The sequence below is a fragment of the Mycolicibacterium tokaiense genome, assembly GCF_010725885.1.
Lineage (GTDB): Bacteria > Actinomycetota > Actinomycetes > Mycobacteriales > Mycobacteriaceae > Mycobacterium > Mycobacterium tokaiense.
Genome location: NZ_AP022600.1, coordinates 2,215,745 through 2,239,887 on the forward strand (window position 1 = coordinate 2,215,745; position 24,143 = coordinate 2,239,887).

The 24,143-nt window shown below is 69.5% G+C and carries 23 protein-coding genes; 17 read left to right on the forward strand and 6 right to left on the reverse strand.

The window, feature by feature from the left end; translation table 11 throughout:
• Positions 1–55 precede the first annotated feature (55 nt).
• Genes dacB through G6N58_RS10655 form a run of 5 tightly spaced genes read left to right on the forward strand, consistent with a single transcriptional unit; the run spans position 56 to position 6,234 of the window.
• The gene (gene dacB, locus G6N58_RS10635; protein WP_115278747.1) at positions 56–1,429 is read left to right on the forward strand and encodes a D-alanyl-D-alanine carboxypeptidase/D-alanyl-D-alanine endopeptidase; all 1,374 of its coding nucleotides are present in this window, start codon (positions 56–58) and stop codon (positions 1,427–1,429) included.
• On the forward strand, positions 1,426–2,469 hold the full coding sequence (locus G6N58_RS10640; protein ID WP_115278746.1) for an Rv3626c family coenzyme F420 biosynthesis-associated protein: 1,044 nt from the start codon (positions 1,426–1,428) through the stop codon (positions 2,467–2,469). The genes dacB and G6N58_RS10640 overlap by 4 nt, the downstream gene beginning before the upstream one ends.
• Positions 2,448–3,413, forward strand: coding sequence for a tRNA lysidine(34) synthetase TilS (tilS, locus tag G6N58_RS10645; RefSeq protein ID WP_115278745.1), 966 nt, complete (start codon positions 2,448–2,450; stop codon positions 3,411–3,413). The genes G6N58_RS10640 and tilS overlap by 22 nt, the downstream gene beginning before the upstream one ends.
• Positions 3,414–3,430: 17 nt before the next feature.
• Positions 3,431–4,006: a hypoxanthine phosphoribosyltransferase gene (hpt, locus tag G6N58_RS10650; protein ID WP_115278744.1), complete on the forward strand. Its 576-nt coding sequence runs from the start codon at positions 3,431–3,433 to the stop codon at positions 4,004–4,006.
• A 17-nt stretch (positions 4,007–4,023) separates the two neighbouring features.
• Positions 4,024–6,234 (forward strand): molybdopterin-dependent oxidoreductase, encoded by a 2,211-nt coding sequence (locus tag G6N58_RS10655; RefSeq protein ID WP_115278743.1) that lies wholly within the window; start codon positions 4,024–4,026, stop codon positions 6,232–6,234.
• Here G6N58_RS10655 and G6N58_RS10660 read toward each other — a convergent pair whose 3' ends face one another.
• From G6N58_RS10660 to G6N58_RS10680, 5 genes are all read right to left on the reverse strand, one after another.
• Positions 6,235–6,957 carry an SIMPL domain-containing protein gene (locus tag G6N58_RS10660; protein WP_115278742.1) on the reverse strand — a complete coding sequence of 241 codons (723 nt, stop codon included), beginning with the start codon at positions 6,955–6,957 and terminating at the stop codon, positions 6,235–6,237.
• Positions 6,958–7,048: 91 nt separating this feature from the next.
• Positions 7,049–7,228, reverse strand: a complete 180-nt coding sequence (locus tag G6N58_RS10665; RefSeq protein WP_115278740.1) for a hypothetical protein — start codon at positions 7,226–7,228, stop codon at positions 7,049–7,051.
• Between the two features lie 147 nt (positions 7,229–7,375).
• Positions 7,376–8,389: a zinc-binding dehydrogenase gene (locus tag G6N58_RS10670; RefSeq protein ID WP_115278739.1), complete on the reverse strand. Its 1,014-nt coding sequence runs from the start codon at positions 8,387–8,389 to the stop codon at positions 7,376–7,378.
• Entirely contained in the window at positions 8,389–9,570 is a 1,182-nt protein-coding gene (locus G6N58_RS10675) for an LLM class flavin-dependent oxidoreductase (protein ID WP_115278737.1), read from the reverse strand. Before G6N58_RS10675 ends, G6N58_RS10670 begins: the two co-directional genes overlap by 1 nt.
• Entirely contained in the window at positions 9,567–10,451 is an 885-nt protein-coding gene (locus tag G6N58_RS10680; protein WP_115278735.1) for an alpha/beta fold hydrolase, read from the reverse strand. The genes G6N58_RS10675 and G6N58_RS10680 overlap by 4 nt, the downstream gene beginning before the upstream one ends.
• A 132-nt stretch (positions 10,452–10,583) precedes the next feature.
• Here G6N58_RS10680 and ftsH point away from each other — a divergent pair, with 132 nt between their 5' ends.
• The 11 genes from ftsH (at position 10,584) to G6N58_RS10735 (ending at position 21,337) form a co-directional block, all read left to right on the forward strand.
• A complete protein-coding gene (ftsH, locus tag G6N58_RS10685) occupies positions 10,584–12,980 on the forward strand; it encodes an ATP-dependent zinc metalloprotease FtsH (protein ID WP_115278733.1) in 2,397 nt (798 codons plus the stop codon).
• A gap of 17 nt (positions 12,981–12,997) precedes the next feature.
• Entirely contained in the window at positions 12,998–13,585 is a 588-nt protein-coding gene (gene folE / locus G6N58_RS10690; protein WP_115278732.1) for a GTP cyclohydrolase I FolE, read from the forward strand.
• A gap of 20 nt (positions 13,586–13,605) precedes the next feature.
• On the forward strand, positions 13,606–14,415 hold the full coding sequence (folP, locus tag G6N58_RS10695; RefSeq protein ID WP_115281590.1) for a dihydropteroate synthase: 810 nt from the start codon (positions 13,606–13,608) through the stop codon (positions 14,413–14,415).
• The gene (gene folB / locus G6N58_RS10700) at positions 14,408–14,788 is read left to right on the forward strand and encodes a dihydroneopterin aldolase (RefSeq protein ID WP_115278730.1); all 381 of its coding nucleotides are present in this window, start codon (positions 14,408–14,410) and stop codon (positions 14,786–14,788) included. The genes folP and folB overlap by 8 nt, the downstream gene beginning before the upstream one ends.
• Entirely contained in the window at positions 14,785–15,306 is a 522-nt protein-coding gene (gene folK / locus G6N58_RS10705) for a 2-amino-4-hydroxy-6-hydroxymethyldihydropteridine diphosphokinase (protein WP_115278728.1), read from the forward strand. The genes folB and folK overlap by 4 nt, the downstream gene beginning before the upstream one ends.
• On the forward strand, positions 15,306–15,782 hold the full coding sequence (locus G6N58_RS10710; protein ID WP_115278726.1) for a DUF3180 domain-containing protein: 477 nt from the start codon (positions 15,306–15,308) through the stop codon (positions 15,780–15,782). The genes folK and G6N58_RS10710 overlap by 1 nt, the downstream gene beginning before the upstream one ends.
• A 122-nt stretch (positions 15,783–15,904) precedes the next feature.
• Positions 15,905–17,398 (forward strand): sugar transferase, encoded by a 1,494-nt coding sequence (locus G6N58_RS10715; protein ID WP_163908071.1) that lies wholly within the window; start codon positions 15,905–15,907, stop codon positions 17,396–17,398.
• 81 nt (positions 17,399–17,479) lie between these two features.
• Positions 17,480–18,637 carry a DUF6779 domain-containing protein gene (locus G6N58_RS10720; protein ID WP_172544987.1) on the forward strand — a complete coding sequence of 386 codons (1,158 nt, stop codon included), beginning with the start codon at positions 17,480–17,482 and terminating at the stop codon, positions 18,635–18,637.
• Between the two features lie 39 nt (positions 18,638–18,676).
• A complete protein-coding gene (locus G6N58_RS10725; protein ID WP_068919470.1) occupies positions 18,677–19,588 on the forward strand; it encodes a Rossmann-like and DUF2520 domain-containing protein in 912 nt (303 codons plus the stop codon).
• Positions 19,588–20,523: a pantoate--beta-alanine ligase gene (gene panC / locus G6N58_RS10730; RefSeq protein WP_115278719.1), complete on the forward strand. Its 936-nt coding sequence runs from the start codon at positions 19,588–19,590 to the stop codon at positions 20,521–20,523. The genes G6N58_RS10725 and panC overlap by 1 nt, the downstream gene beginning before the upstream one ends.
• A 1-nt stretch (position 20,524) precedes the next feature.
• Positions 20,525–21,337 carry a type III pantothenate kinase gene (locus G6N58_RS10735; protein WP_115278718.1) on the forward strand — a complete coding sequence of 271 codons (813 nt, stop codon included), beginning with the start codon at positions 20,525–20,527 and terminating at the stop codon, positions 21,335–21,337.
• 13 nt (positions 21,338–21,350) lie between these two features.
• Here G6N58_RS10735 and G6N58_RS10740 read toward each other — a convergent pair whose 3' ends face one another.
• Complete coding sequence (locus G6N58_RS10740; RefSeq protein WP_115278716.1) at positions 21,351–22,595, reverse strand: alanine racemase; 1,245 nt, start codon at positions 22,593–22,595, stop codon at positions 21,351–21,353.
• A 38-nt stretch (positions 22,596–22,633) separates the two neighbouring features.
• On the opposite strand from G6N58_RS10740, the gene lysS reads away from it, so the two are divergent.
• Positions 22,634–24,136 carry a lysine--tRNA ligase gene (gene lysS, locus G6N58_RS10745; protein ID WP_068919471.1) on the forward strand — a complete coding sequence of 501 codons (1,503 nt, stop codon included), beginning with the start codon at positions 22,634–22,636 and terminating at the stop codon, positions 24,134–24,136.
• The last annotated feature ends 7 nt before the right edge of the window (positions 24,137–24,143 follow it).

Here is a 24,143-nt window from a genome sequence, read left to right on the forward strand (position 1 = left end):
TCCTTGCGTCTGTGATCGTCGGGTCAAACCCTAGTGCAGGGCTACTCTGCACTGCATGCGTCCTGGCCGTTGGCGGAAGTCCACGCATATGGCGCTCGGCGCCACCGTGGTGGCGGTGGTCGCCATCGTGGTGGCCGTCGCCGCGCTGGTCACCGGTGGGTCCGAGCAGCCCGACCCGCGGATCACCGCCCAACCCGCAGCCGTCACCGCCGATCCCGCCGTGATCCCGGTGGCCGACGGGGCCCCGGTACCCACCCGAGCCGGGCTGGCCCGGGCCCTGGCCGTGGCGCTGGCCGACCCCAACCTCGGCAACCTGACCGGGCGCATCACCGACGCGCTGACAGGTGAGGTGCTCTGGCAGCAGCGCGACAACGTGCCGATGCAGCCTGCGTCGACCAACAAGACGTTGACGACGGCCGCGGCGCTGCTGTCGCTGGATCGCGATGCCCGGCTGACCACCACCGTGTACGCCGGCACCAGACCGGGGACGATCATCTTGGTCGGCGGCGGCGACCCGGTGCTCTCGGCCGCGCCGGCCGACGAGGACACCTGGTACCGCGATGCCGCGCGGATCAGTGATCTGGTGGACGGCGTGCGCGCCCGTGGAACCCGGGTGACCGACATCCAGGTCGACACCTCGCTGTACTCCGGCCCCGAGCTGGCACCGGGGTGGGACCCGATCGACATCGACCTCGGCGACATCGCCCCCATCCAGCCGGTGATGCTCGACGCGGGGCGCACCCAGCCCACCAGCTACGACTCCCGCCGCTCCCATACCCCGGCACTGGACGCCGGCCGGGCGCTGGCCGCCGGTTTGGGCGTCGACCCGGCCAGGGTCACCGTGACCACCCGTGCACAGCGCGGCGCGGAGATCGCGTCTGTGCAGTCGGCGCCGCTGATCGAGCGGCTACGCCAGATGATGGGGGCCAGCGACAACGTGATGGCCGAGACCATCGGCAGGGAGGTCGCGGCCGCCGCCGGCAAGCCACTCAGCTTCGCCGGCGCTGCCGCCGCGGTCCTGGCGCAGTTGCGCGACGCCGGCATCAACCTCGACGGTGCCCAGCTGCTCGATTCCAGCGGCCTGTCCATCGACGACCGGCTGACCGCACGCACCCTGGACGACGTGGCCCTGGCCGCTTCGGGGGAGGGCCAGCCGCGGCTGCGGCCACTGCTGGACCTGCTGCCGGTGGCCGGGGGCAGCGGCACCCTGTCCAACCGGTACCACGACGACGTGACCGGTACCGCCGCCGGCTGGCTGCGGGCCAAGACCGGGAGTCTGACGGGAACGAATACGCTGGCGGGAGTGATCACCGACGCCAGCGGCCGGGTCCTGACCTTCGCCTTCGTCTCCAACGACGCCGGCCCCACCGGTCGCGTCGCACTCGACGTGCTGGCCGCCACGCTACGGTCGTGTGGGTGCGAGAGATGAGCGGCAACTCGATCGGCGCGGCCGTCGACTGGGGCTTTGCTGCCTCCATCGGGGCCAAGCTTGCCCGCTCGGCGGCGCCGGTGACCGAATACACCCGTCAGCAAGCCATTTCGCAGCTGGCCGAGTCCGCCCGGGCGGCCGAACCTCCGGTGCGCGAGGTCACTCGGCTGATCACCGAGGGTGCGGTACCCGAGGCCCGCATCGTGGACCGGCCCGCCTGGATCCGGGCCGCCACCGAATCGATGCGGGCGATGACCGGTGGGGCGGCGACGCCCAGGGGGGTGCTCACCGGACGGGTCACCGGCGCGCAGACCGGGGCGGTATTGGCCTTCGTGTCCTCGGGCATCCTCGGTCAGTACGACCCGTTCGTCTCCCCGACCGACGACGGCGGCGGGTGTCTGCTGCTGGTGTACCCGAACATCATCGCCGTGGAGCGTCAGCTCCGGGTGTCGCCCAAGGACTTTCGGCTCTGGGTGTGCCTGCACGAGGTGACCCACCGGGTGCAGTTCACGGCGAATCCCTGGCTGGCCGGCTACATGAAATCCACCCTCGAGATCCTCACCCAGGACAGCACCGACGACGTGACGGCCGTCGCCGGCCGGCTCGCGGATTTCATCAAACAGCGCCGCTCGCAACAGGATTCAAGCCCCAACGGCATCCTGGACCTGATGCGCGCCGTGCAGTCGCCGCAGCAGCGCGACGCGCTGGACCGGCTGCTGGTGCTCGGCACCCTGCTCGAAGGGCACGCCGATCATGTGATGGACGCTGTGGGGCCGGCGGTGGTGCCCACCGTGGCGTCCATCCGGCATCGTTTCGAGGAGCGTCGACAGCGCAAACAACCACCCTTGCAACGGATTCTGCGGGCGCTGCTGGGCGTCGACGCCAAGCTGGCGCAGTACACCAGGGGCAAGGTCTTTGTCGACGACGTGGTGGGCCGCGTGGGGATGGACCGGTTCAACGCGGTGTGGGCCGGCAGTGACAACCTCCCGCTTCCCGACGAGATCGAACACCCGGAGAAATGGATCGCCAGAGTCCTCTAGGGCGCGTCGTCGCAGCGGTGGCGGCCTTCGCCGGGGACCACGTCCCCGAGGTGGAATGCTGGTGTGTCGCGCTGTCGGGCGGTGCCGACTCGCTGGCGCTCACCGCCGCGGCCGCCCGGGTACGGCCCACCACCGCACTGGTGGTCGACCATGGCCTGCAGCCCGGCTCGGACACCGTGGCAGAGCAGGCGCGCGCGATCGCGCTGGAACTGGGTTGTGTTGGCGCACAGATTATCTCGGTTGAGGTGGGCGTCGCCGGCGGACCGGAAGCGGCCGCCCGGACAGCCAGGTACGCGGCATTGGAGCAGGCCCGCGCACAGGCCCCGGTGCTGATCGGCCACACCCTCGACGACCAGGCCGAGACCGTGCTACTGGGGTTGGGCCGCGGCTCGGGCCCGCGGTCCATCGCCGGCATCCGGCCCTACGACCCGCCGTGGTGCCGGCCGCTGCTGCAGCTGCGCCGGCAGCACACCGAGGCGGCATGCCGCGAGCTCGGGCTCACGCCGTGGCAGGACCCCCACAACACCGACAGCCGCTTTACCCGCGTGCGGCTGCGCGGCGAGGCGCTGCCGCTGCTGGAAGACATCCTGGGCGGTGGGGTGGCACCGGCGCTCGCCCGCACCGCGGCCGCGCTCCGAGAAGACGGCGAGGTTCTCGACTCGCTTGCCGAGCAGGCGTGGCGAGACGCCGGCAGCGACCGGCCGGCGGTCGCGGCGCTGGTGGGGCAACCGGCGGCCATCCGACGCCGGGTGATCCGGCTGTGGCTGCTGGCCGGCGGCGCCGTCGACCTCACCGACACCCACATCCGCGCTGTGGACGCCCTGGTGATCACGTGGCGTGGCCAGGGCGGCGTGGCCGTACCCAGTCAGCTGCGCGATCAGCGCTTGTTTGCCCGGCGCCGGGACGGCTACCTGGTGCTCTCCTGTGAGCCCGTCCGGACGTAGCAGTTAGGCTGTTCCTCGTGCCTGCGCATACCGCCGAGTTGTATCCAGGAGACATCAAGTCGGTCTTGCTGTCGGAGGAACAGATCCGCGACAAGACCGCCGAACTCGCCGCGACCATCGGCGCGGACTATCGAGAGGCAGCCGGTGATCAGGACCTGCTGCTGATCACAGTCCTCAAGGGCGCGGTCATGTTCGTCACCGATCTGGCCAGGGCCATCCCGGTGCCCACCCAGCTGGAATTCATGGCCGTCAGCTCCTACGGCTCGTCCACGTCGTCGTCGGGTGTGGTGCGCATCCTCAAAGACCTCGACCGCGACATCCACGACCGCGACGTGCTGATCGTCGAGGACATCATCGACTCGGGGCTCACACTGTCCTGGCTGCTGCGTAACCTGGCCACCCGCCACCCCCGCTCACTGCGGGTGTGCACGCTGTTGCGCAAACCCGAAGCGGTGCGGGCCGAACTCGACGTCACCTATATCGGGTTCGACATCCCCAATGAGTTCGTTGTCGGCTACGGACTCGATTACGCCGAACGCTACCGGGATCTGCCGTACATCGGGACACTGGAGCCGAAGGTCTACAGCCACTAGCGCATCCCGGGAGCCCCATGTCGCACACCGCCCTGCGAATCTGTCCACTGTGTGAGGCGACGTGCGGGTTGGTCCTCACCATCGACGACAACCGGGTCACCGGGGCGCGCGGCGACCGCGACGACGTGTTCAGTGCGGGCTTCATCTGTCCCAAGGGCGCCAGCTTCGCCGAGCTCGACAATGACCCGGACCGGTTGATGCGTCCGTTGGTGCGCCGCGACGGCGCACTGGTGGAGACGACGTGGGAGGAGGCATTCCAGGCGGCCGCCGACGGTCTGAGCCGGGTCGCCGGCCGGCAGACCGCTGTGTATCTGGGCAACCCCAACGCCCACACCATCGCCGGTGCGCTGTACGCGCCGCTGGTCATCAAGGCGCTGGGCACCCGCTACGTGTTCAGCGCCAGCACCCTGGACCAGATGCCCAAGCAGGTCGCCCAGGGTTATCTCTACGGCAACGCCTTCGCGTTCACCGTGCCCGACATCGACCGCACCGACCACCTGGTGATCATCGGCGCCAACCCGCTGGTGTCCAACGGAAGTGTGGCCACCGCGGCTGATTTCGGCGGCAAGCTCAAGGCGCTGCGGCGCCGCGGCGGCCGGCTCACGGTGATCGACCCGAGCCGCACCCGCACCGCGGAGTTGGCCGACTGCCACCTGGCGCCGCGCCCGGGCACCGACGCCGCGCTGCTGTTCGCGGTGGTCAACGTGCTGTTCGCCGAGGGTCTCACCGCACCCGACCTCGGCGGCATCGCCGAGCACGTCACCGGCGTCGAGCAGGTCCGCGCCCTGGCCGCCGACTTCCCGCCCACCGCCGTCGCCCCGTACTGCGGCATCACCGTCGACGACATCCGCGATCTCGCCCGCTCCATCGCCGCGGCGCCGCGGTGCGCGGTGTACGGCCGCATCGGGACCTCGACCGTCGAATTCGGCACCCTCGGCAGCTGGCTCATCGACGTCATCAATCTGCTGACCGGGAATCTGGACCGACCGGGCGGGGCGATGTTCCCGCTGGGGCCCACCGCGCCCGCCCCACGCGAGCCCAAGCCCGGCCGCGGTTTCAGCACCGGCCGCTGGCACAGCCGGGTGTCCGGGCACCCCGAGGTGGCCTCGGAGTTCCCGGCCACCGCGCTGGCCGAGGAGATCGAGACACCCGGAGAGGGCCAGGTGCGGGCCATGATCACCGTGGCCGGCAACCCGGTGCTGTCGGCGCCGGACGGGCACCGGCTGGCCGCTGCGCTGGACGACATCGAGTTCATGCTCAGCATCGACCCCTATCTGAACGAGACCACGCGCCACGCTCACGTGGTGCTGCCGCCGCCCCCGCCGTCGCAGAGCGCCCATTTCGACTTCGCGCTGAACAATGTCGCCGTGCGCAACAACGCGCGGTACTCACCACCGGTCCTGCCCTTGGCCGACCGGCCCAGCGAGCCCGAGATCCTCTCGCGCATAGCACTTCTGATCATGGGCGCCGGTCTGGACGCCGACCCGACGGCAGTCGATCAGCAGGTCATCGCAATGACGCTGGGCAAGGCCGTCGCCGATCCGCAGTCCGCGGTGTCCGGCCGTGACGTCGCCGAGTTGACCGCCATGCTGGCCGGGGACACCGGGTACGAAAAACGGCTCGACATGATGCTGCGGCTGGGGGCCTACGGTGACGGCTTCGGCGCCGATCCCGACGGGCTGAACCTGGACCGGTTGAAGGCCGCGCCGCACGGCATCGACCTCGGACCGCTGCAGCCGCGTATCCCCGCGGTGCTCCGAACCGCTTCGGGGACAGTCGAACTCGCTCCCGACGCGCTGGTGGTCGACGCGCAGCGGCTGGCCGCCGCCCTGGATGCAGTGCCCAGCCAGTTCGTGCTGATCGGGCGCAGGCATCTGCGGTCGAACAACAGCTGGATGCACAACATGCCTGCGCTCGCGGGCGGATCCAACCGCTGCACGCTGCAGATCCATCCCGATGACGCGCAGATGCTGGGGCTGGGCGACACCGCCGTGGTGAAGGGTCCCGGCGGCGAGCTGATCGTGCCGGTCGAGGTCACCGACACCATCCGGCCCGGCGTGGTGTCCATCCCGCACGGCTGGGGCCACGGCCAGGACGGCACCCGGTTGGAGGTCGCGGCGACGCAACCGGGCGTCAATGTCAACCAGCTCAACGACGGCAGCTACCTGGACCCGCTCTCGGGTACGGCGGTGCTCAACGGATTACCGGTCGAGGTCTCCCCGGCTTAGTTACGTGAGCTCCCAGACGGCGGTGACGGAGAACGACACCGTCTGTTGACCCGGCGACAGCGGCACCGGGCTGGCGGCCATGGCCCGCTCCATCGGCATCGGCGTGGGCGGGGGTGCGCCGCCGCCGGTTTCGGAGATCGAGATGATGCGGCCCAGTTGCATGCCGGACAGGTCGGCGTACTGCTGGGCGCGGGCCTGGGCGTCCTCGAAGGCGCCTGTGCGGGCGTCGCGGACCAATTCGGAGTCGTCGGCGAAGGAGTAGGCCACCGAGTTGATACGGGTGGCGTTGCCCCCGCTGGATTGGATCAGGGCCAGCACACGACCGGCGACACCGGTATCGCGGATGGTCACGTTCATGGTGTTGCTCGCCTGGTAGCCCACGGGTTCGGTCGAGATGCCGTCGGGTCCGTACTGGGGTTGCAGCGTGAAATCCGCGGTGCCGATGTCCGCTTCGTCGATTCCGGCCTCCACCAGCGCGGTGCGGACCGCGTTCACCCGCTCGTTCGACTGGTTCATCGCATCGGTGGCATCGGTGGCCAGGACGCTGATCCCGGCGCTGGCGGTCATCAGGTCCGGCGTGCCCTGCACATCACCCTCTCCGACCACCGTCACCTGACGTGCGGTGTCCCCGGGGAGTGCCGGTGCGGGCGGCGCCGCGTCACAGGCGGCGACGGTGACAGCGGTGACACCGGCGAGCAGGATGGCGGTCAGACGGGTCGGCATGCCCAGACCCTATCTGGTCAGCACCGTGCTGGCGATGGAGTTCGCCCGGTCAGGCGAATCGCCAAGGGCTGCAGGCTTTCTACGGGTCTGATCAGTGAGAGGCGAGGTCGAGGTCGGTGCGGCGAACTTCGGAAGCGCCGATGCCGGCGACGGCTGCGGCCGCCTGCTCTGCAGTGATCTCGCGGTTCTGCAGCGCCATCCCGATGCGGGTGACCTCGACGAACTCGCTGATGGTCTGGCGGGCCTGGTGGATTCGCTGCGCGAAAGTCATCGTCGTCCTCTGTGTTTGCTCGGTTACGCACTCCATTAAACGTCCGGCGGCGGTGCCCAGGCACCCTCAGGCGTGGTTAGATTGCTCACGTGACCTGCGACAATGATGCAGATCACAACTGCGGGCACCATCTTCGGGCGCACCCGGCTACGGCGTCACCAGGATTTTGCAGTGCCGTTCGGGGTCGGACAAACCGTCGAACGCCGCACCCACGTCGTCGAGTCCCACCGTCGAGGTGATCATCGGAGCCACGTCGACCACGCCGTCGGCGATTGCGGTCAACGCCGCCGCGAACTCCTTCGGGCTGTGCCCGAACACGAACCGCACGCTCAGGTTTTTCATGGCGGCAAACGCCGGACGCACGCTGTCGGGCTGCATCGACATGCCCACCGACACCAGCCGGGCGCCACTCGGCGCCATCCGCACGGCCTCGTCGAGGATGCCGGGCACTCCGACGGCTTCGAATATCACGGTGGGTCGCACCACGTCGAACGGGGATCGCACGGCGGGGTCGACGGCTTCGGCGGCTCCCATGGCCTGCGCCAGGGTGCGCCGCACGGGGGAGAAGTCGCTGGACACAACATGTTCCACCCCGGCAGCTCGCAGCGCGGCGATGATGGAGATGCCCACCGGGCCTGCGCCGATCACCAATGCGGCGTCGCCGGGGCGGATGCGGGATGCGTTCACGGCGTGGATGCCGACGGCCAGTGGCTCGGTCAACGCGGCCCGCTGGGCGTCGAGGCCGTTCGGTACCGTCAGCAGCAGCGGCGCCGAGAGCAGCATGCGCTCGGCGTACCCGCCGATCACAGTGTTGCTGAACACGATTCCATCGATGCGTTCACCGGAGATCAGGATGGGTTGGGAGGTCACCAGCGTCCCGGGGGCCGGGGCGGTGGTGCCGGGTCCGGCCTCGAGGATCTCGGCGCTGAATTCGTGGCCCATGAACACGTCGGCGTCCAGGTCGAGGCGGGTGTCCATGGGTGCATCGCGGACGTCGCGGGCCAGTTCGATCATCTCGGCGCCGTGCTGGGCGAAGTGCAGGTCGGATCCGCAGATTCCGCAGGCCCGGACCGCCACCAGGACCTGGCCGGGTCCCGGCGCCGGTTCGGGAACGTCGTCGCGCGCGACCATCCTGGATTCGCGTAACACGCTGGCGCGCATCAGTTCCCGGCCTCCCGGGTGTGCTCGGCGATGGCGTTCACCACGGCCTCGCCGGCGCGGCCCAGCAGCTCGCCGCGTTTGCCCTTGGCCCACTCGTGGGACAGCCGGGGCGGGGTCAACTGGCCCTTGAAGTGTGGGATGACTCTGCGAGCGAACAGGTCATAGGAGTGCCGGGTGGCTTCGGGGTCGGCCCAGTCGTGGCCGAGCATGAGGAATGTCCCGAACCCGCCCGACTGGTCGAGCAGTCCGGAGATGTAGGCGATCGCGTCGTCGGCAGTGCCGATACAGCAGTTGCCCTTGGCGGCGTACTCGGCCACGAACTCCCGCGGGCTGGGCGGGGTGCCGTCGACGGAGTTGGACAGCGGGACGAAGCCCGCCGCCCCGAAGTAGTTCGCGAAATCCTGCAGACCGTAGGTGCAGTCATCGATGGCCTGGTCGCGGGTGTCGGCCAGGTGCACGATGCCCAGCACCCGCCAGTTGGCCCGGTCCGGCTCGGCGCGGCCGGCCTTGTCTGCCTGTTCGGTGACGATCTGCCAGGCGTTCTCCAGCGCGGCGAAGCCGCCGGGCACCGACATCGACAACGACAGCAGTGACGTGCCCAGAGCCCCGGCCAGTCGGGGACCCGACGGCGACACCATCGCGGCCGTGGATATCTCCGGGTAGGGCCACGTGTACGGCCGCATCTGCAGGGCCGCGTCCCGCAGGGTGAACCAGTCGGTCTGCCGGTGGATCCGCTCGTCCGGCGCGGCGCGGAACAGGGCCAGGATGGCCTCCAGCGACTCCTGCATCATCGGCCGCTGCCGCACCGGATCGATGCCCATCATGTAGGCGTCCGACGGCAGGGCACCCGGACCGGTCCCGAACATCACCCGACCACGGGTCAGGTGGTCCAGCAGTACCCAGCGGTCGGCCACCATCAGCGGGTGGTGATAGGGCAGCGACACCACCCCGGTTCCCAGCCGGATGTGTCTGGTGCGCTCGGCAGCCGCGGCGATGAACACCTCCGGGCAGGCGATCAGCTCATATCCGCCCGAGTGGTGCTCACCGAACCAGGCCTCGTCGAAACCCAGCCGGTCCAGCCAGCCCACCCGCTCCAGGTCGTATTCCAGCGCCACGGTGGGTGACTGGCCGACGGGGTGGAACGGCGTGACGAAGACACCGAAGTTCAGCGGCCGGTTCATCGCACCTCTTCCAGGAAGTCCAGCAGGATCGCGGTCACCTCGTCGGCGCGTTCCTGGTGCACCCAGTGCCCCGCGCCGTCCAGCAGCACCTCGCGGTAGGGCCCCACCGCCACTTCGGTGGCCCGCTCGGGGCGCATGAACCCCAGCACGGGGTCGGCCGTCCCGCCGACGAACAGGGCGGGCACGGTGATGCGGGTGCTGTCGAGTGCACCGGTGGTCGCCCAGTTGCGGTCGTAGTTGCGGTACCAGTTCAGGCCGCCGGTGAAACCGGTGCGGGTGAACTCCCGGACGTAGACCTCGAAGGTTGCGGTGTCGAGCCACGGCGGCAGGTCGGCATCGGGTGCGCCGGCGAACAGCCCGCGCATGGTGGCGGCCACATCGGCGCCCAACATCGCCTCGGCCGGCCCGGGTTCCTGGAATTGCAGCATGTAGAAGTCGTCGCCGAACTTCTCCCGCCACCGCTCGGTGGGCCGGCTGCGCGGACGCGGCACCGGCGGCACGCTGATTCCCGCCACGGCGCGCACCCGGTCCGGGTGCAGCAGCGCGGTGTGCCAGGCCACCATCGCGCCCCAGTCGTGGCCCACCACCACGGCCTGCCGCGCCCCGGCCCAGTCCAGCAGCGTCACCAGATCTGCGGTCAGGTGATGGATGTCGTAGGCGGTGACGTCGGCGGGCCGGCTGGAACCGCCGTAACCCCGCTGATCGGGGGCCAGAACGTGGAACCCGGCGCCGGCGAGCGGGGCGATCTGGTGGCGCCAGGTGTGCGCCAGGTCGGGGAATCCATGGGCCAGGACCACCAGCGGTGCGCCGGGTGTGCCGGCCTCGACCGTGCGCAGCCGCACCCCGTTGCGCTCGACCAATCGTTCGGTTGAGGTGGGCACGGTCTCACCAAATCATGTTTCTGTAGCCGTGGGAACTGCCGATCGTTGGGCTAGCGGTAGCCTTGAAGTTCTCTCCCCGCGCGCATTGGAAGGACCTGGCCGGCAGGACATGGATGCCGGCCGACGAATTTGATGAATCGAAAAACCCTGATCCGCACGCTCACGGTGATCGCCGTGGTGCTGTTGCTCGGCTGGTCGTTCTTCTATTTCTCCGACGACACCCGCGGTTACAAGCCCGTGGACACGTCCGTCGCGATCGCCCAGATCAGCGACAACAACGTCAACAGCGCGCAGATCGACGACCGCGAGCAACAGGTCCGCCTGGAGCTCAAGGAAGGCAACGGCGACACCGAGAACTCCACCCAGGTGATCTCGAAGTACCCCACCGGGTACGGCGTCACGCTGTTCAACGATCTCAGCGAGAAGAACGTCAAGATCAACACCGTGGTGAACCAGGGCAGCGTGCTCGGCTCACTGTTGATCTACATGCTGCCGCTGCTGCTGCTCGTCGGCCTGTTCATCATGTTCTCGCGGATGCAGCGTGGGGGCGGGATGGGCTTCGGCTTCGGGAAGTCGAAGGCCAAACAGCTCAGCAAGGACATGCCCAAGACCACCTTCGCCGACGTGGCGGGTGCCGACGAGGCTGTCGAAGAGCTCTACGAGATCAAGGACTTCCTGCAGAACCCGGCGCGCTATCAGGCCCTGGGAGCCAAGATCCCCCGCGGTGTGCTGCTCTACGGCCCGCCCGGAACCGGTAAGACGCTGCTGGCCCGTGCCGTCGCCGGCGAGGCCGGCGTCCCGTTCTTCACCATCTCGGGTTCGGACTTCGTCGAGATGTTCGTCGGTGTGGGCGCCTCCCGCGTGCGCGACATGTTCGAGCAGGCCAAGCAGAACAGCCCGTGCATCATCTTCGTCGACGAGATCGATGCGGTGGGCCGCCAGCGCGGCGCGGGTCTGGGCGGCGGGCACGACGAGCGCGAACAGACGCTGAACCAGCTGCTGGTCGAGATGGACGGCTTCGGCGACCGCCAGAACGTCATCCTCATCGCCGCCACCAACCGGCCCGACATCCTGGACCCGGCGCTGCTGCGCCCCGGCCGCTTCGACCGCCAGATCCCGGTGACCGCGCCCGACCTGGCCGGCCGCCGCGCCGTGTTGAAGGTGCACTCCGAGGGCAAGCCGATCGCGGGCGACGCCGATCTCGAGGGTCTGGCCAAGCGCACCGTGGGCATGTCGGGTGCCGACCTGGCCAACGTCATCAACGAGGCCGCCCTGCTGACCGCGCGCGAGAACGGCACCATCATCACCGGCGCCGCCCTGGAAGAGGCCGTCGACCGCGTGATCGGCGGCCCCCGCCGCAAGAGCCGCATCATCAGCGAGGAAGAGAAGAAGATCACCGCCTACCACGAGGGCGGACACACCCTCGCCGCGTGGGCGATGCCGGACATCGAGCCGATCTACAAGGTGACCATCCTGGCTCGCGGGCGGACCGGCGGCCACGCCGTCTCGGTCCCCGAGGACGACAAAGGTCTGATGACCCGTTCGGAGATGATCGCCCGGCTGGTGTTCGCGATGGGGGGGCGCGCGGCCGAGGAACTGATCTTCCGCGAGCCCACCACCGGTGCGTCGTCGGACATCCAGCAGGCCACCCGGATCGCGCGCGCCATGGTGACCGAGTACGGCATGAGCGCCAAACTGGGCGCGGTCAAGTACGGCACCGAACACGGTGACCCGTTCCTGGGCCGCTCCATGGGCACGCAGGCCGACTACAGCCACGAGGTGGCTCGCGAGATCGACGAAGAGGTCCGCAAGCTGATCGAGGCCGCCCACACCGAGGCGTGGGAGGTGCTCAGCGAGAACCGCGACGTGCTCGACGTCCTGGCCGGCGAGCTGCTGGAGAAGGAGACCCTGCACCGGGCCGAGCTCCAGGTCATCCTCGGGGATGTCCGCAAGCGTCCCCGCATCACCGCGTTCGACGATTTCGGTGGTCGCGTGCCGTCGGACAAGCCGCCCATCAAGACGCCGGGCGAATTGGCCATCGAGCGCGGCGAGGAGTGGCCCAAACCGCTGCCCGAACCGGCGTTCAAGCAGGCCATGCGCGAGGCCGAACGCAGGAACAACGGCTCCAACGGTGCCACCAACGGCTCCAACGGTTCCAATGGTGCCCAGGGGCAGGGCCCCAAGCAGCCGGACTACGGTGCCCCCGCCGGGTGGCACGCTCCGGGCTGGCCGCCGCGCGGTGGCCAGCCGCAGCCCCCGCAGCAGCCGCAGCAACCCTGGTACCCGCCGCCGGGCCAGCAGCCCCCCGGGCCGCCGTCGGGTGGCTGGGGTCCGCCGTCGGGCGGGTACCCCGGGCAGCACTCGGGTGGGTATCCCGGCCCGCCGTCCGGCGGCTATCCCGGACAGCAGCAGCCTTACCCGTATCAGCCCTACCCGCCGCAGTATGGTCAGCCTGGACCCGAGGACCGCGACCGATCGGACCCCCGGGGTGAGGAGTCAGGCCGGCACACCCGGCCGGACCACGGCTGACGGAAGCTGAGGCTGGAATGACCACACAGAGTCGTCCGGTGTTCGACCAGGTGCGGGCAGAGAAGGCCGTCCGCGAACTGCTGTACGCCGTCGGGGAGGACCCGGACCGCCACGGTCTGATCGACACCCCGGCGCGGGTGGCCCGCGCCTATCAGGAGATGTTCGCCGGGCTCTACACCGATCCCGACGACGTGCTCAACACCACGTTCGACGAGCAGCACGACGAACTGGTGTTGGTCAAGGACATCCCGATGTACTCGACCTGCGAGCACCATCTGGTGTCGTTCCACGGCGTCGCCCATGTCGGCTACATCCCCGGCAAGGACGGTCGGGTGACCGGCTTGTCGAAGCTCGCCCGGGTGGTCGACCTCTATGCCAAGCGACCGCAGGTGCAGGAGCGGCTCACCGGCCAGGTGGCCGACGCGTTGATGCGCAAGCTGGACCCCCGCGGGGTCATCGTGGTGATGGAAGCCGAGCATCTGTGCATGGCCATGCGCGGTATCCGCAAGCCGGGTGCCTCCACCACCACGTCGGCGGTGCGCGGGCAGTTCAAGACCGACAAGGCATCTCGGGCCGAGGCGCTGGAACTCATCCTGCGCAAGTGAACGGTGCTGACGTGCAGGTGATGGGTGTCGTCAACGTCACCGAGGATTCGTTCTCCGACGGCGGGCGCTACCTCGTGCCGGACGCCGCGGTTGCACACGGGCTGCGTCTGTCGGCTGACGGCGCGGCGATCATCGACGTCGGCGGTGAGTCCACCCGCCCCGGAGCTGTCCGGATGGAGTCCTCGGTGGAGCAGGCCCGGGTCTTGCCCGTCGTCAAAGAGCTTGCCGCCCAAGGACTGACGGTCAGCATCGACACCATGCACGCCGAGGTTGCCGCCGCGGCGCTGGAACACGGCGCCGGCATCGTCAACGACGTCTCCGGGGGCCGGGCCGACCCGGCGATGGCCGGCGTGGTGGCCTCGGCGGGCGTGCCCTGGATCCTGATGCACTGGCGCTCGGTGTCGGTGGACGAGCCGCACACGGTGCCCCGCTACGGCGACGTGGTCACCGAGGTGCGCGACGAGCTGCTGCGTGCGGTCGACGGCGCGGTGGCCGCCGGCGTGGACCCCGCAAAGGTGATCATCGACCCGGGGCTGGGTTTCGCCAAGACGGCCCAGCACAATTGGCAGCTGCTGCGGGCCCTGCCGGCATTCGTCGACACCGGGTTGCCGGTGCTGATCGGTGCATCGCGCAAGAGGTTTCTGGGTGCGCTGCTGGCCGGCCCCGACGGGGTACGGCCGCCCGACGGCCGGGAGACCGCCACCGCGGTGCTCTCCGCCCTGGCCGCGATCCACGGCGCGTGGGGGGTCCGGGTGCACGACGTGCGGGCCTCGGCGGACGCGCTGGCTGTGGTGGCCGCCTGGAATTCCGGAGGTGAAGAGCATGGCTGATCGAATCGAGTTACGCGGGTTGACCGTTCGCGGACGTCACGGTGTCTTCGAGCACGAGCGCCGCGACGGCCAGGACTTCATCGTCGACATCACGGTGTGGATCGACCTGGCAGCCGCGGCCGCCTCGGACCAGCTCAGCGACACCGTCGACTACGGGGTGCTCGCGGCGCGCGCCGCCGACATCGTGGGTGGCGAGCCGCGAAACCTGATCGAGACCGTCTCCGCCGAGATCGCCGAGGACGTCATGACCGACGAGCGCGTGCACGCCGTCGAGGTGGTGGTGCACAAACCCAAGGCGCCCATTCCGCTGGACTTCGCCGACGTAGCTGTGGTGGCGCGACGGTCGCGGCGGGGAAGCCGGGGAGCGTCATGAGCACAGTGGTGTTGTCCGTCGGATCCAACCTCGGTGACCGGCTGGCCCGGCTGCAGAGCGTCGTCGACGCACTCGGGACGCGGGTGAGCGCCGTCTCGCCGGTCTACGAAACCGACCCGTGGGGCGGGGTGGAGCAGGGCCCGTTCCTCAACGCCGTCGTGATCGCCGAGGATCCGGACCTCGACGGACGCGGGTGGCTCGATTGTGCGCAGGCCCTGGAGCGGGCGGCCGAACGGCTGCGCGGACAGAAGTGGGGGCCGCGCACCCTCGATGTCGATCTGGTGACCTGCAGGGATGAGAGCGGCGACGTGATCTCCCGGGAGGACGGCCTGACCCTGCCGCACCCGCTGGCCCATCTGCGCGCCTTTGTGCTGATTCCCTGGCTGGCCGTCGACCCGGACGCCACGTTGACCGTCACCGATGCCGTGGTGCCGGTGTCGCGGCTGCTCGCCGACCTGCCGGCCGGGGACCGGGCCGGCGTCCGGGTGACCCCACTGGTGCTCGGTGTCGCCGCCTGATGGGACCCACTCGCAAGCGTGACCTCGCCGGCGGTGTGGTGGCCGCTGCTGTGCTCGGCTACCTGCTGGTGCTCATGAGCTATCGGTACTTCCCTCCGCTGACGGTGTGGACAGGACTGTCGTTGGCGGCGGTGGGCGTCGCCGAGGCGGTCTGGGGCTGGCACATCCGGGCCAAGATCGGTGCCGGTGAAATCGGTGTCGGTGGCGGGCGGGTGCACCCTCTGGCGGTGGCGCGCAGCGTGGTGATCGCCAAGGCCTCGGCGTGGATGGGTGCGGTGGTTCTCGGCTGGTGGATCGCGGTACTGGCGTATCTGATCCCGCGGCGCACCACCATCAGGGTGGCCGGTGAGGACACCGCAGGCGCGGTGGTGGCCGCGCTGTGCGCCCTGGTGCTCGTCGTCGCGGCGCTGTGGTTGCAGCACTGCTGCAAGTCGCCGCCCGATCTCACCGACGCCGAGGAAGGCGTCACGGACTGAGGTCCCTGCTTCACCGGCGTGCCGATCTGTGACGTAATCGAATGTTTCGCTGAGATCACCGCGGGCAACACCGGTGCTGATTGACGAGGCCGTCACCATCTGGGCCGACTACGCAGAAAGCGGTGGATGTGGCGGTACAGCCGGTGCCGGGCGAACGGGTCGAGTCGTTGCTGCGGGCGCTGTCGAGAGGTCTCGCCCCGCGGTTCACCATCCCGATGGGCGCACTCGGTGTGCTCATCAAACTGTCCGCGGACGTGGTGATGGCCTCCATCGCGTCGCTGGCCGGCATGGTGTGGGCGCAGCGCAGCGGCCTGCCCATACCCCCGGTCTGGATGATGTCCTGCTACGCCCCGCTGCTCATCGCGCTGTTCGCGGCCCGCTCGGCCTACCGGCGCAAGTTGCACAACACGCTGCTCGAAGAGTTCATGTCGGTGCAGACGACGGCCGCGCTGGCGGCCATGATGCTGCTGGCCGGGATGGTGGTCACCGACGTGCGCGGCGACCTCGGCGACACCGTGGCCAAGGTGTGGCTCGCCACCGCCGCCCTGCTGCCCATCGGCCGGCTCTCGGCGGTGACCGCCAAGCGCGACCTCAGACGCAGGCATCGGCTGCAATCGCGCACCCTGATCGTGGGCAATGGTGTGGTCGCCACGCACCTGGCCCAGCGCTTCACCGACAACCCGCAGTACGGCATCCTGCCCGTCGGCCTCATCGACGCCGATCCGGAGTCGGCGGGTATGCCGCGTTCGGTGTGCACGCTGCCGCCGGTCGGGACTCCGGAGACGATGGCCGCGGCGATCCGCGACACCGGGGCCGAAGCGGTGGTGGTCGCGTTCTCGCAGACCCGCGACGAAGATCTGGTCCCGGCCATCCGGGCGGCGCGGCTGGCCGGCCTGACGGTCTGGGTGGTCCCGCGGATGTTCGACGCCGTCAACAAGCGCTCCCGGGTCGACTACGTGGGCGGCATGCCGGTCCTGGACCTGTCCAGCACCAACCCCCGCAGCTGGCAGTTCACCGTCAAACACGTCGCCGGTCGGATGCTGGCCGCGGTCATCCTGCTGGTGATCGCGCCGCTCTTCGCGGCGTTGGCGGTCGCGGTCGGGGTGTCATCGCCGGGACCGGTGTTCTACCGGCAGCCGAGGATCGGCCGGGACGGGATCGTGTTCGACTGCCTGAAGTTCCGCTCGATGAGCTCGCCCGTGGCCGATCACAACTTCGTGCCCCGGCAGGGGGCCGCACCCGGCGGTGTCGAAGGCGCCGACCGGCGCACCGCAGTCGGCCGGTTCCTGCGCAGCAGCTCGCTCGACGAGCTCCCGCAGCTGATCAATGTGATCAGGGGGGACATGAGCCTGGTCGGCCCGCGTCCCGAGCGCCCGGAATACGTGGAGCTGTTCAACAACCAGATCCGGCGGTACGGAGAACGTCATCGCGTCAAGGCGGGGATGACCGGATGGGCGCAGGTGCACGGCCTGCGTGGCCAGACATCCATCGACGACCGGGCCGAGTGGGACAACTACTACATCGAAAACTGGTCGCTGGCACTGGATCTGCAGATCCTGCTGATGACGGTGCCCGCGGTGCTGCGCAGTCGGGAGCAGGTCTCGCCACCGGCCTGACACGTCACTGATGACGACAACCGCGGCGAATCGCCGCGCGCGGCGACACGCTGGATGACCTGGCACGGGTACAGTCGCCCCATGACCGTTCTGTCCCGCGGCGCCCGGGCTCGGCGCGGCGGCCGCAGGCCGGGCTGGGCACTACTGACGGTGTTGCTGATCCTGGCCATCGGGGCCAGCTGCGCACTGGTGTTCACCGATCGTGTCGAGTTGTTGCGTCTGGCGGTTCTTCTCGCGCTGTGGGCCGCGGTGGTGGCGGCCTTCGTATCCGTGATCTACCGGCGCCAGAGTGACACCGATGCGGCCAAGGTCCGAGACCTCAAGCACGTCTACGACCTGCAGTTGGACCGGGAGATCTCGGCGCGGCGCGAATACGAGCTGAGCGTGGAGGCGCATCTGCGCCGCGAACTCTCTGCCGAGCTGCGCGCGCAGCAGGCCGATGAGGTGGCCGCGCTGCGTGCCGAATTAGCCGCTCTGAGAACGAATTTGGAGATCCTGTTCGACACCGACCTGGCGCACCGCCCGGCGCTGGAGACCGACCGCAGCTATCAACCGCCCAAGCCGGACCGGGTGGCCAGCAGCCGGATCTACCCCGAAACCCCTCCTGAACCCGCCGAGAGCCCGATCATCGACGTTCCCGAGGAGCCGCTGACGCAGCAGTCGCGCGGGCCCGAGGACGGCTACCGCGGTTCGCACCGGCGCTTGAGCGATGAGACCACGTGGATCCCGCCGGTGCGGCCCGGGCCGCCGCCGCAGGTCTCCGCACCACCCCCGCCGACTCCGAGGCCGGCCCCGCCGCAGGAACGTCAGCAGGAACGTCAGGCGCCCCGGCCCGTTCCGAGGCAGGCGCCGCCGACTCAGCAGAGCGCACCCACCCCCGCGCCCGAGCCGAAGGCTCCGCCCGTGCAGAAAGCTCCCCCCGAGCCGCAGGTCCCGCCCGCGCCGCCCGTGCAGAAAGCTCCGCCTGAGCCGCAGCCCGAGCACACCCCCGAGCCGCCACGCCGTGGCCGGCATTCCGGCACCGGCGGTGCAGATGACGCCGACGCCGGACCCGAGGTGCCCCGCGGACGGCACTACGCGCCGGCAGCGGAGGTACCCACCGCACCGCCGTCGCGACACCGTGGCCCGGATTCCGAGGACGAGAGCGCCTCCGGCGGGCAGTCGGTGGCCGAACTGCTGGCCAGGCTGCAGGCAGCCAACACCGGTAGCGGTGGCCGTCGCCGCAGACGAGAGGACTGATTCCCACTCGCCGCTCGGGTGGGACTAACCTTTGCCAGCATGGGGACCCCCAACGGGTTGCGCCCGGCCCGGCTCAAGGTCGGCATCATCTCCGCCGGCCGGGTCGGTACCGCACTCGGCGTCGCGCTGGAGAGCGCCGAGCACGTGGTCGTCGCCTGCAGCGGCATCTCGAGCGCGTCGCGCCTGCGTGCTGAACGTCGGTTGCCCGATACCCCCGTGCTGCCGGTCGACGACGTCGCCCGTGCGGCCGAGCTGTTGATCCTGGCGGTGCCCGACACCGAACTCGCCGCTCTGGTGGCCGGCCTGGCCGCCACGTCGGCGGTGTCACGCGGCGCCATCGTGGTGCACACCTCCGGCGCCAACGGCGTGGGCGTGCTGGCACCGCTGGCGGCGCAGGGCTGTGTGCCGCTGGCCATCCACCCGGCCATGACCTTCACCGGGGCAGACGAGGACATCGACCGTCTGCCGGGCACGTGCTTCGGGATCACTGCGGCCGATGAGATCGGCTATGCCATCGCCGCGTCGCTGGTGCTCGAGGTCGGTGGGGAGCCCTTCCGGGTCCGCGAGGACGCCCGTGCGCTCTATCACGCGGCGCTGGCGCATGCGAGCAACCACCTGGTCACCGTGCTCGCCGACGCGCTGGAAGCCCTGCGGGCGGCCATCGCCGGCCAGGAGTTGCTGGGCCAGGAACTGGTGGTCGAACAGCCGGGCGGGCTGGCCGAGCGGGTGATTGCCCCGCTGGCCCGGGCGGCACTGGAGAACACCCTGCAGCGGGGTCAGGCCGCCCTCACCGGCCCGGTGGCGCGCGGCGACGCCGCGGCGATCAAGGCCCACCTGTCCGCGCTGGCCGAAGTCGATCCCGAACTGGCACAGGCCTATCGCGTGATGTCGCTGCGCACCGCGCACCGGGCACACGCCCCCGAGGAGGTATTCGAGGTGCTCAACAGGTGATGGCGAAACCGCCGGCGTTCACGGCCGGCCAGCTCAACGTCTACACCGCGCCGCAGGCGGTGACCGATGTGACCAAGGCCCTGCGGCACATCGGCCGCAGGATCATGCTGGTGCCCACCATGGGCGCCCTGCATGACGGGCACCTGTCGTTGGTGCGCGCGGCCAAGAAGGTGCCGGGCGCAGTGGTGGTGGTGTCCATCTTCGTCAACCCACTGCAGTTCGGCGCCGGCGAAGATCTCGACGCCTACCCGCGCACCCTCGACGCGGACCTCGAACTGCTGCGCGGCGAGGACGTCGAGATCGCCTTCACCCCGACTGCTGCGCTGATGTACCCGGATGGTCCGCGCACGTCGGTGCACCCGGGTCCGCTCGGCGCTGAGCTCGAAGGAGCTTCGCGGCCAACCCATTTCGCCGGCATGCTGACCGTGGTGCTGAAATTGCTGCAGATCGTGGGGCCGGACCGGGCGTTCTTCGGGGAGAAGGACTACCAGCAACTGGTGCTGATCCGGCAGATGGTCGCCGATCTGAACGTCGACACCCGCATCGTGGGAGTACCGATCGTGCGCGAAGCCGATGGGCTGGCCATGTCCTCGCGCAACCGCTATCTCGACGCCGAGCAACGCGAGCAGGCCGGGGCGCTGTCGGCGGCTCTGCTGGCGGGCATGTATGCCGCCTCCGGCGGTGCCGAGGCGGCCATCGACTCCGCCCGGGCGGTGCTCGACGAGGTGCCGGCGATCGACGTCGACTACCTGGAGGTGCGCGGCACCTGGCTGGAGAAGAACCCGGCTCCCGGCACCGGCCGGATGCTGATCGCGGGTCGGTTGGGCGGCACTCGACTGCTGGACAACATCGCGATCGAACTGGGCAACGCCGCCGGCGCCCAGGGTGAGTACGCCGGGGCCGATCAGCACCGCGAACTGCCCTGGAGGAACTGACGTGCTGCTGGCCATCGACGTTCGCAACACCCACACCTTCGTCGGCCTCATCGCCGGTTCCGGGGACCATGCAAAAGTGGTCCAGCACTGGAGGATCCGTACCGAAGCCGAGGTGACGGCCGACGAGCTGGCGTTGACGATCGACGGGCTGATCGGTGACGACTCCGATCAGCTCACGGGGGTGGTCAGCCTGTCCACGGTGCCGTCGGTGCTGCACGAGGTCCGGGTGATGCTGGGCCAGTACTGGCCGACGGTCGCCCATGTGCTGATCGAGCCCGGTATCCGTACCGGCGTGCCGTTGCTGGTGGACAATCCGAAAGAGGTGGGTGCCGACCGGATCGTCAACTGTCTGGCCGCATTTCACAAGCACCAGCGACCGGCCATCGTGGTGGACTTCGGCTCGTCGATCTGTGTCGACGTGGTGTCGGCCAAGGGGGAGTTCCTCGGCGGAGCCATCGCCCCGGGTATCCAGGTGTCCTCCGACGCCGCGGCCGCCAGGTCGGCGGCGCTGCGCCGGGTGGAGCTCACCCGGCCGCGTTCGGTCATCGGCAAGAACACCGTGGAGTGCATGCAGTCCGGTGCGGTGTTCGGTTTCGCCGGTCTGGTGGACGGATTGATCGGCCGGATCCGCAGTGACATCGAGGGTTTCGGGGGTAACGACGTGGTGGTGGTGGCCACCGGGCACACGGCACCGCTGCTGTTGCCCGATCTGCGCACCGAGGCCGTGCTGGACCGTCACCTGACCCTCGACGGACTGCGGCTGGTGTACGAGCGCAACCGGGACCACCAACGCAAACTGCGTTCGGCCACCTAGCTCGGTCGCCGATTCAGAAGAAGGTTCGCACCAGATCCACCACGCGATGTTCGGCGTCGAGCACCGGGATCATCGGCCACTTGTCGAAGGTGGTGCAGGGGTGCGAGATGCCGAACTGCATCCAGTCGCCCACCGCGGGCGCGGCGTCGGCGGGCACCCGGACGAAGGCGTGCTGGTCGTTTAGGGCGCTCACCTGTGCCCCCGCCGGTGTGTGCGGCACCGGCAGGCCTGCGTCGAAGGACACGTCGCGGCGGCCCAGGCCGGCCAGGACCAGACCGGGTTCCGGGGCGGACAGGACTCGGGCCCACACACTCAGTGCCGGTCGCAGTCCCGCGGGGTCGTGGCGGGTCAGCGGTGAGCTCCGCAGGTACAGGCCCTCGTCATGGGTGAGGTAGCAGCCGCTGCGCAGGACTGTGCGCACCCGCAGGCCCGCCGGCCACCGGGTGAGCAGTTGGGCCACCAGGTCGAAATGCGTGCTGCCCCCGGCGGTGACCAGGATGTCGTCGGCCTGGATCAGCGGGGCCAGTCGCACCACGGCATCGCGCAGCGTCGACAGGTAGCCGGCGATCACGGAGCGGGCCGGTTCGGAGACGTCCTGCCCCAGTGCCGCTTCGTATCCGGCCACCCCCACCAGGCGCAGCTGCGCCGACGCCGACACCGCCCGCGCCACCGCGTCCGCGTCGGCCGCGCTGCGGCACCCGGTCCGGCCGCCGCTTGCCCCCACCTCGACGCACACGTCGAGTCGCCGCGCGGTCCCGGCCAGCTCGCGGTCCATCAGCGCCACCCCGGCGACCGAATCCACCCAGCACACCGCCCGGAATTCCGGATAGGTGTCGAGTTCGGTTGCCAGCCAACGCAATCCGGCCGGATCCACCAACTGATTGGCCAGAATCACCTCCCGCACGCCGAACGCGCGGTAGATGCGCACCTGACTGATGGTCGCAGCGGTCACCGCGGTGGCGCCGGCGGCGAACTGACGGGCCAGCAGCTGTGGTGACATGTGGGTCTTGCCGTGCGGAGCCAGCTGCACACCGTGCTCGGTACACCACCGGGCCATGGCCGCCAGATTGTGCGACAGCGCAGGCTCGTCCAGGACGCACACCGGTGCCAGCGGGCCGTCGATGAACAGATCCGGCGCCGCCGCCACGATCTCGGCGGGCGTACGCCCCGCCCACGCTGCGGGCAGGCCCTTGAACCGCGGGTCGACCGGTCGGTCGGCGAGGGCGGCTACGGCTGCGGCGTCGATGGGCGGGTTCACCCGTTCATTTAAGCTGGACCGTCGTGAGCTCTGCAGACATCGACCCCGCCGACGACTCCGACGACCTCCCCGAACAGTTCCGGATCCGACAGGCCAAGCGGGAACGTCTGCTCGCCGCGGGGGTGGACCCCTATCCCGTCGAGGTCAGGCGCACCCACACCCTGGCGCAGATCCGCGCCGCCTATCCGGAGCTGGCGGCCGACACCGCCACCGGCGACGTCGTCGGGGTGGCGGGCCGGGTGGTGTTCGCGCGCAATTCCGGCAAGCTCTGTTTCGCCACGCTGCAGGACGGTGACGGCACCCACCTGCAGGTGATGATCAGTTTCAACGAGGTGGGGCAGGAGTCCCTGGACGCCTGGAAGAGCGACGTCGACCTCGGCGACATCGTCTTCGTCCAGGGTGAGGTGATCAGCTCGAGGCGCGGGGAACTCTCGGTGCTCGCAGACAGCTGGAACCTGGCCGCCAAGGCTTTGCGGCCACTGCCGGTGGCGCACAAGGAGATGAACGAGGAGTCCCGGGTACGTCAGCGCTACGTCGACCTCATCGTCCGCCCCCAGGCCCGCACGGTGGCCCGCCAGCGCATCGCCGTGGTTCGGGCGGTGCGGTCGGCGTTGGAGCGGCGCGACTTCCTCGAAGTCGAGACACCGATGCTGCAGACCCAGGCCGGCGGGGCGGCTGCCCGGCCGTTCGTCACCCACTCCAACGCCCTCGACGCAGATCTGTATCTGCGTATCGCCCCCGAACTGTTTTTGAAGCGGTGCGTCGTTGGTGGGCTGGACAAGGTGTTCGAGCTGAATCGGAACTTCCGAAACGAAGGCGCGGATTCCACGCATTCCCCGGAATTCTCGATGCTCGAGACATACCAGGCATATGGAACTTATGACGATTCCGCGGTCGTCACCCGCGAAGTAATTCAGGAAGTCGCCGACGCGGCCATCGGAACCCGGCAACTGCCACTGCCCGATGGCAGCATCTACGATATCGACGGGGATTGGACATCGATTTCGATGTACCCCTCCCTGTCGGAGGCGCTGGGCCAGGAGATCACACCGGAAACTCCCGCCGACGAACTGTGGGCAATTGCGGAGCGGCTCGAGCTCGAACTGCCCAGGGACAAGGGCTACGGTCACGGCAAGTTGGTCGAGGAATTGTGGGAGCACCTGGTTGGCGACCATCTGTGGGCCCCGACGTTCGTCCGCGACTTCCCGGTCGAGACAACACCTCTGACCAGGCAACACCGCAGCATCGCTGGAGTCACGGAGAAGTGGGACCTCTATGTCCGCGGATTCGAATTGGCCACGGGCTATTCGGAGTTGATCGATCCGATCGTGCAACGCGAGCGATTCGCCGCCCAGGCGCGTGCCGCCGCGGCCGGTGATGACGAGGCGATGGTGCTGGACGAGGATTTTCTGGCCGCCATGGAATATGCGATGCCGCCCACCACCGGAACGGGAATGGGTATCGATCGCCTGTTGATGGCCTTAACCGGGCTGTCCATTCGTGAGACGGTTTTGTTCCCGATTGTCCGACGGCAGAGCTAGCCGCCGA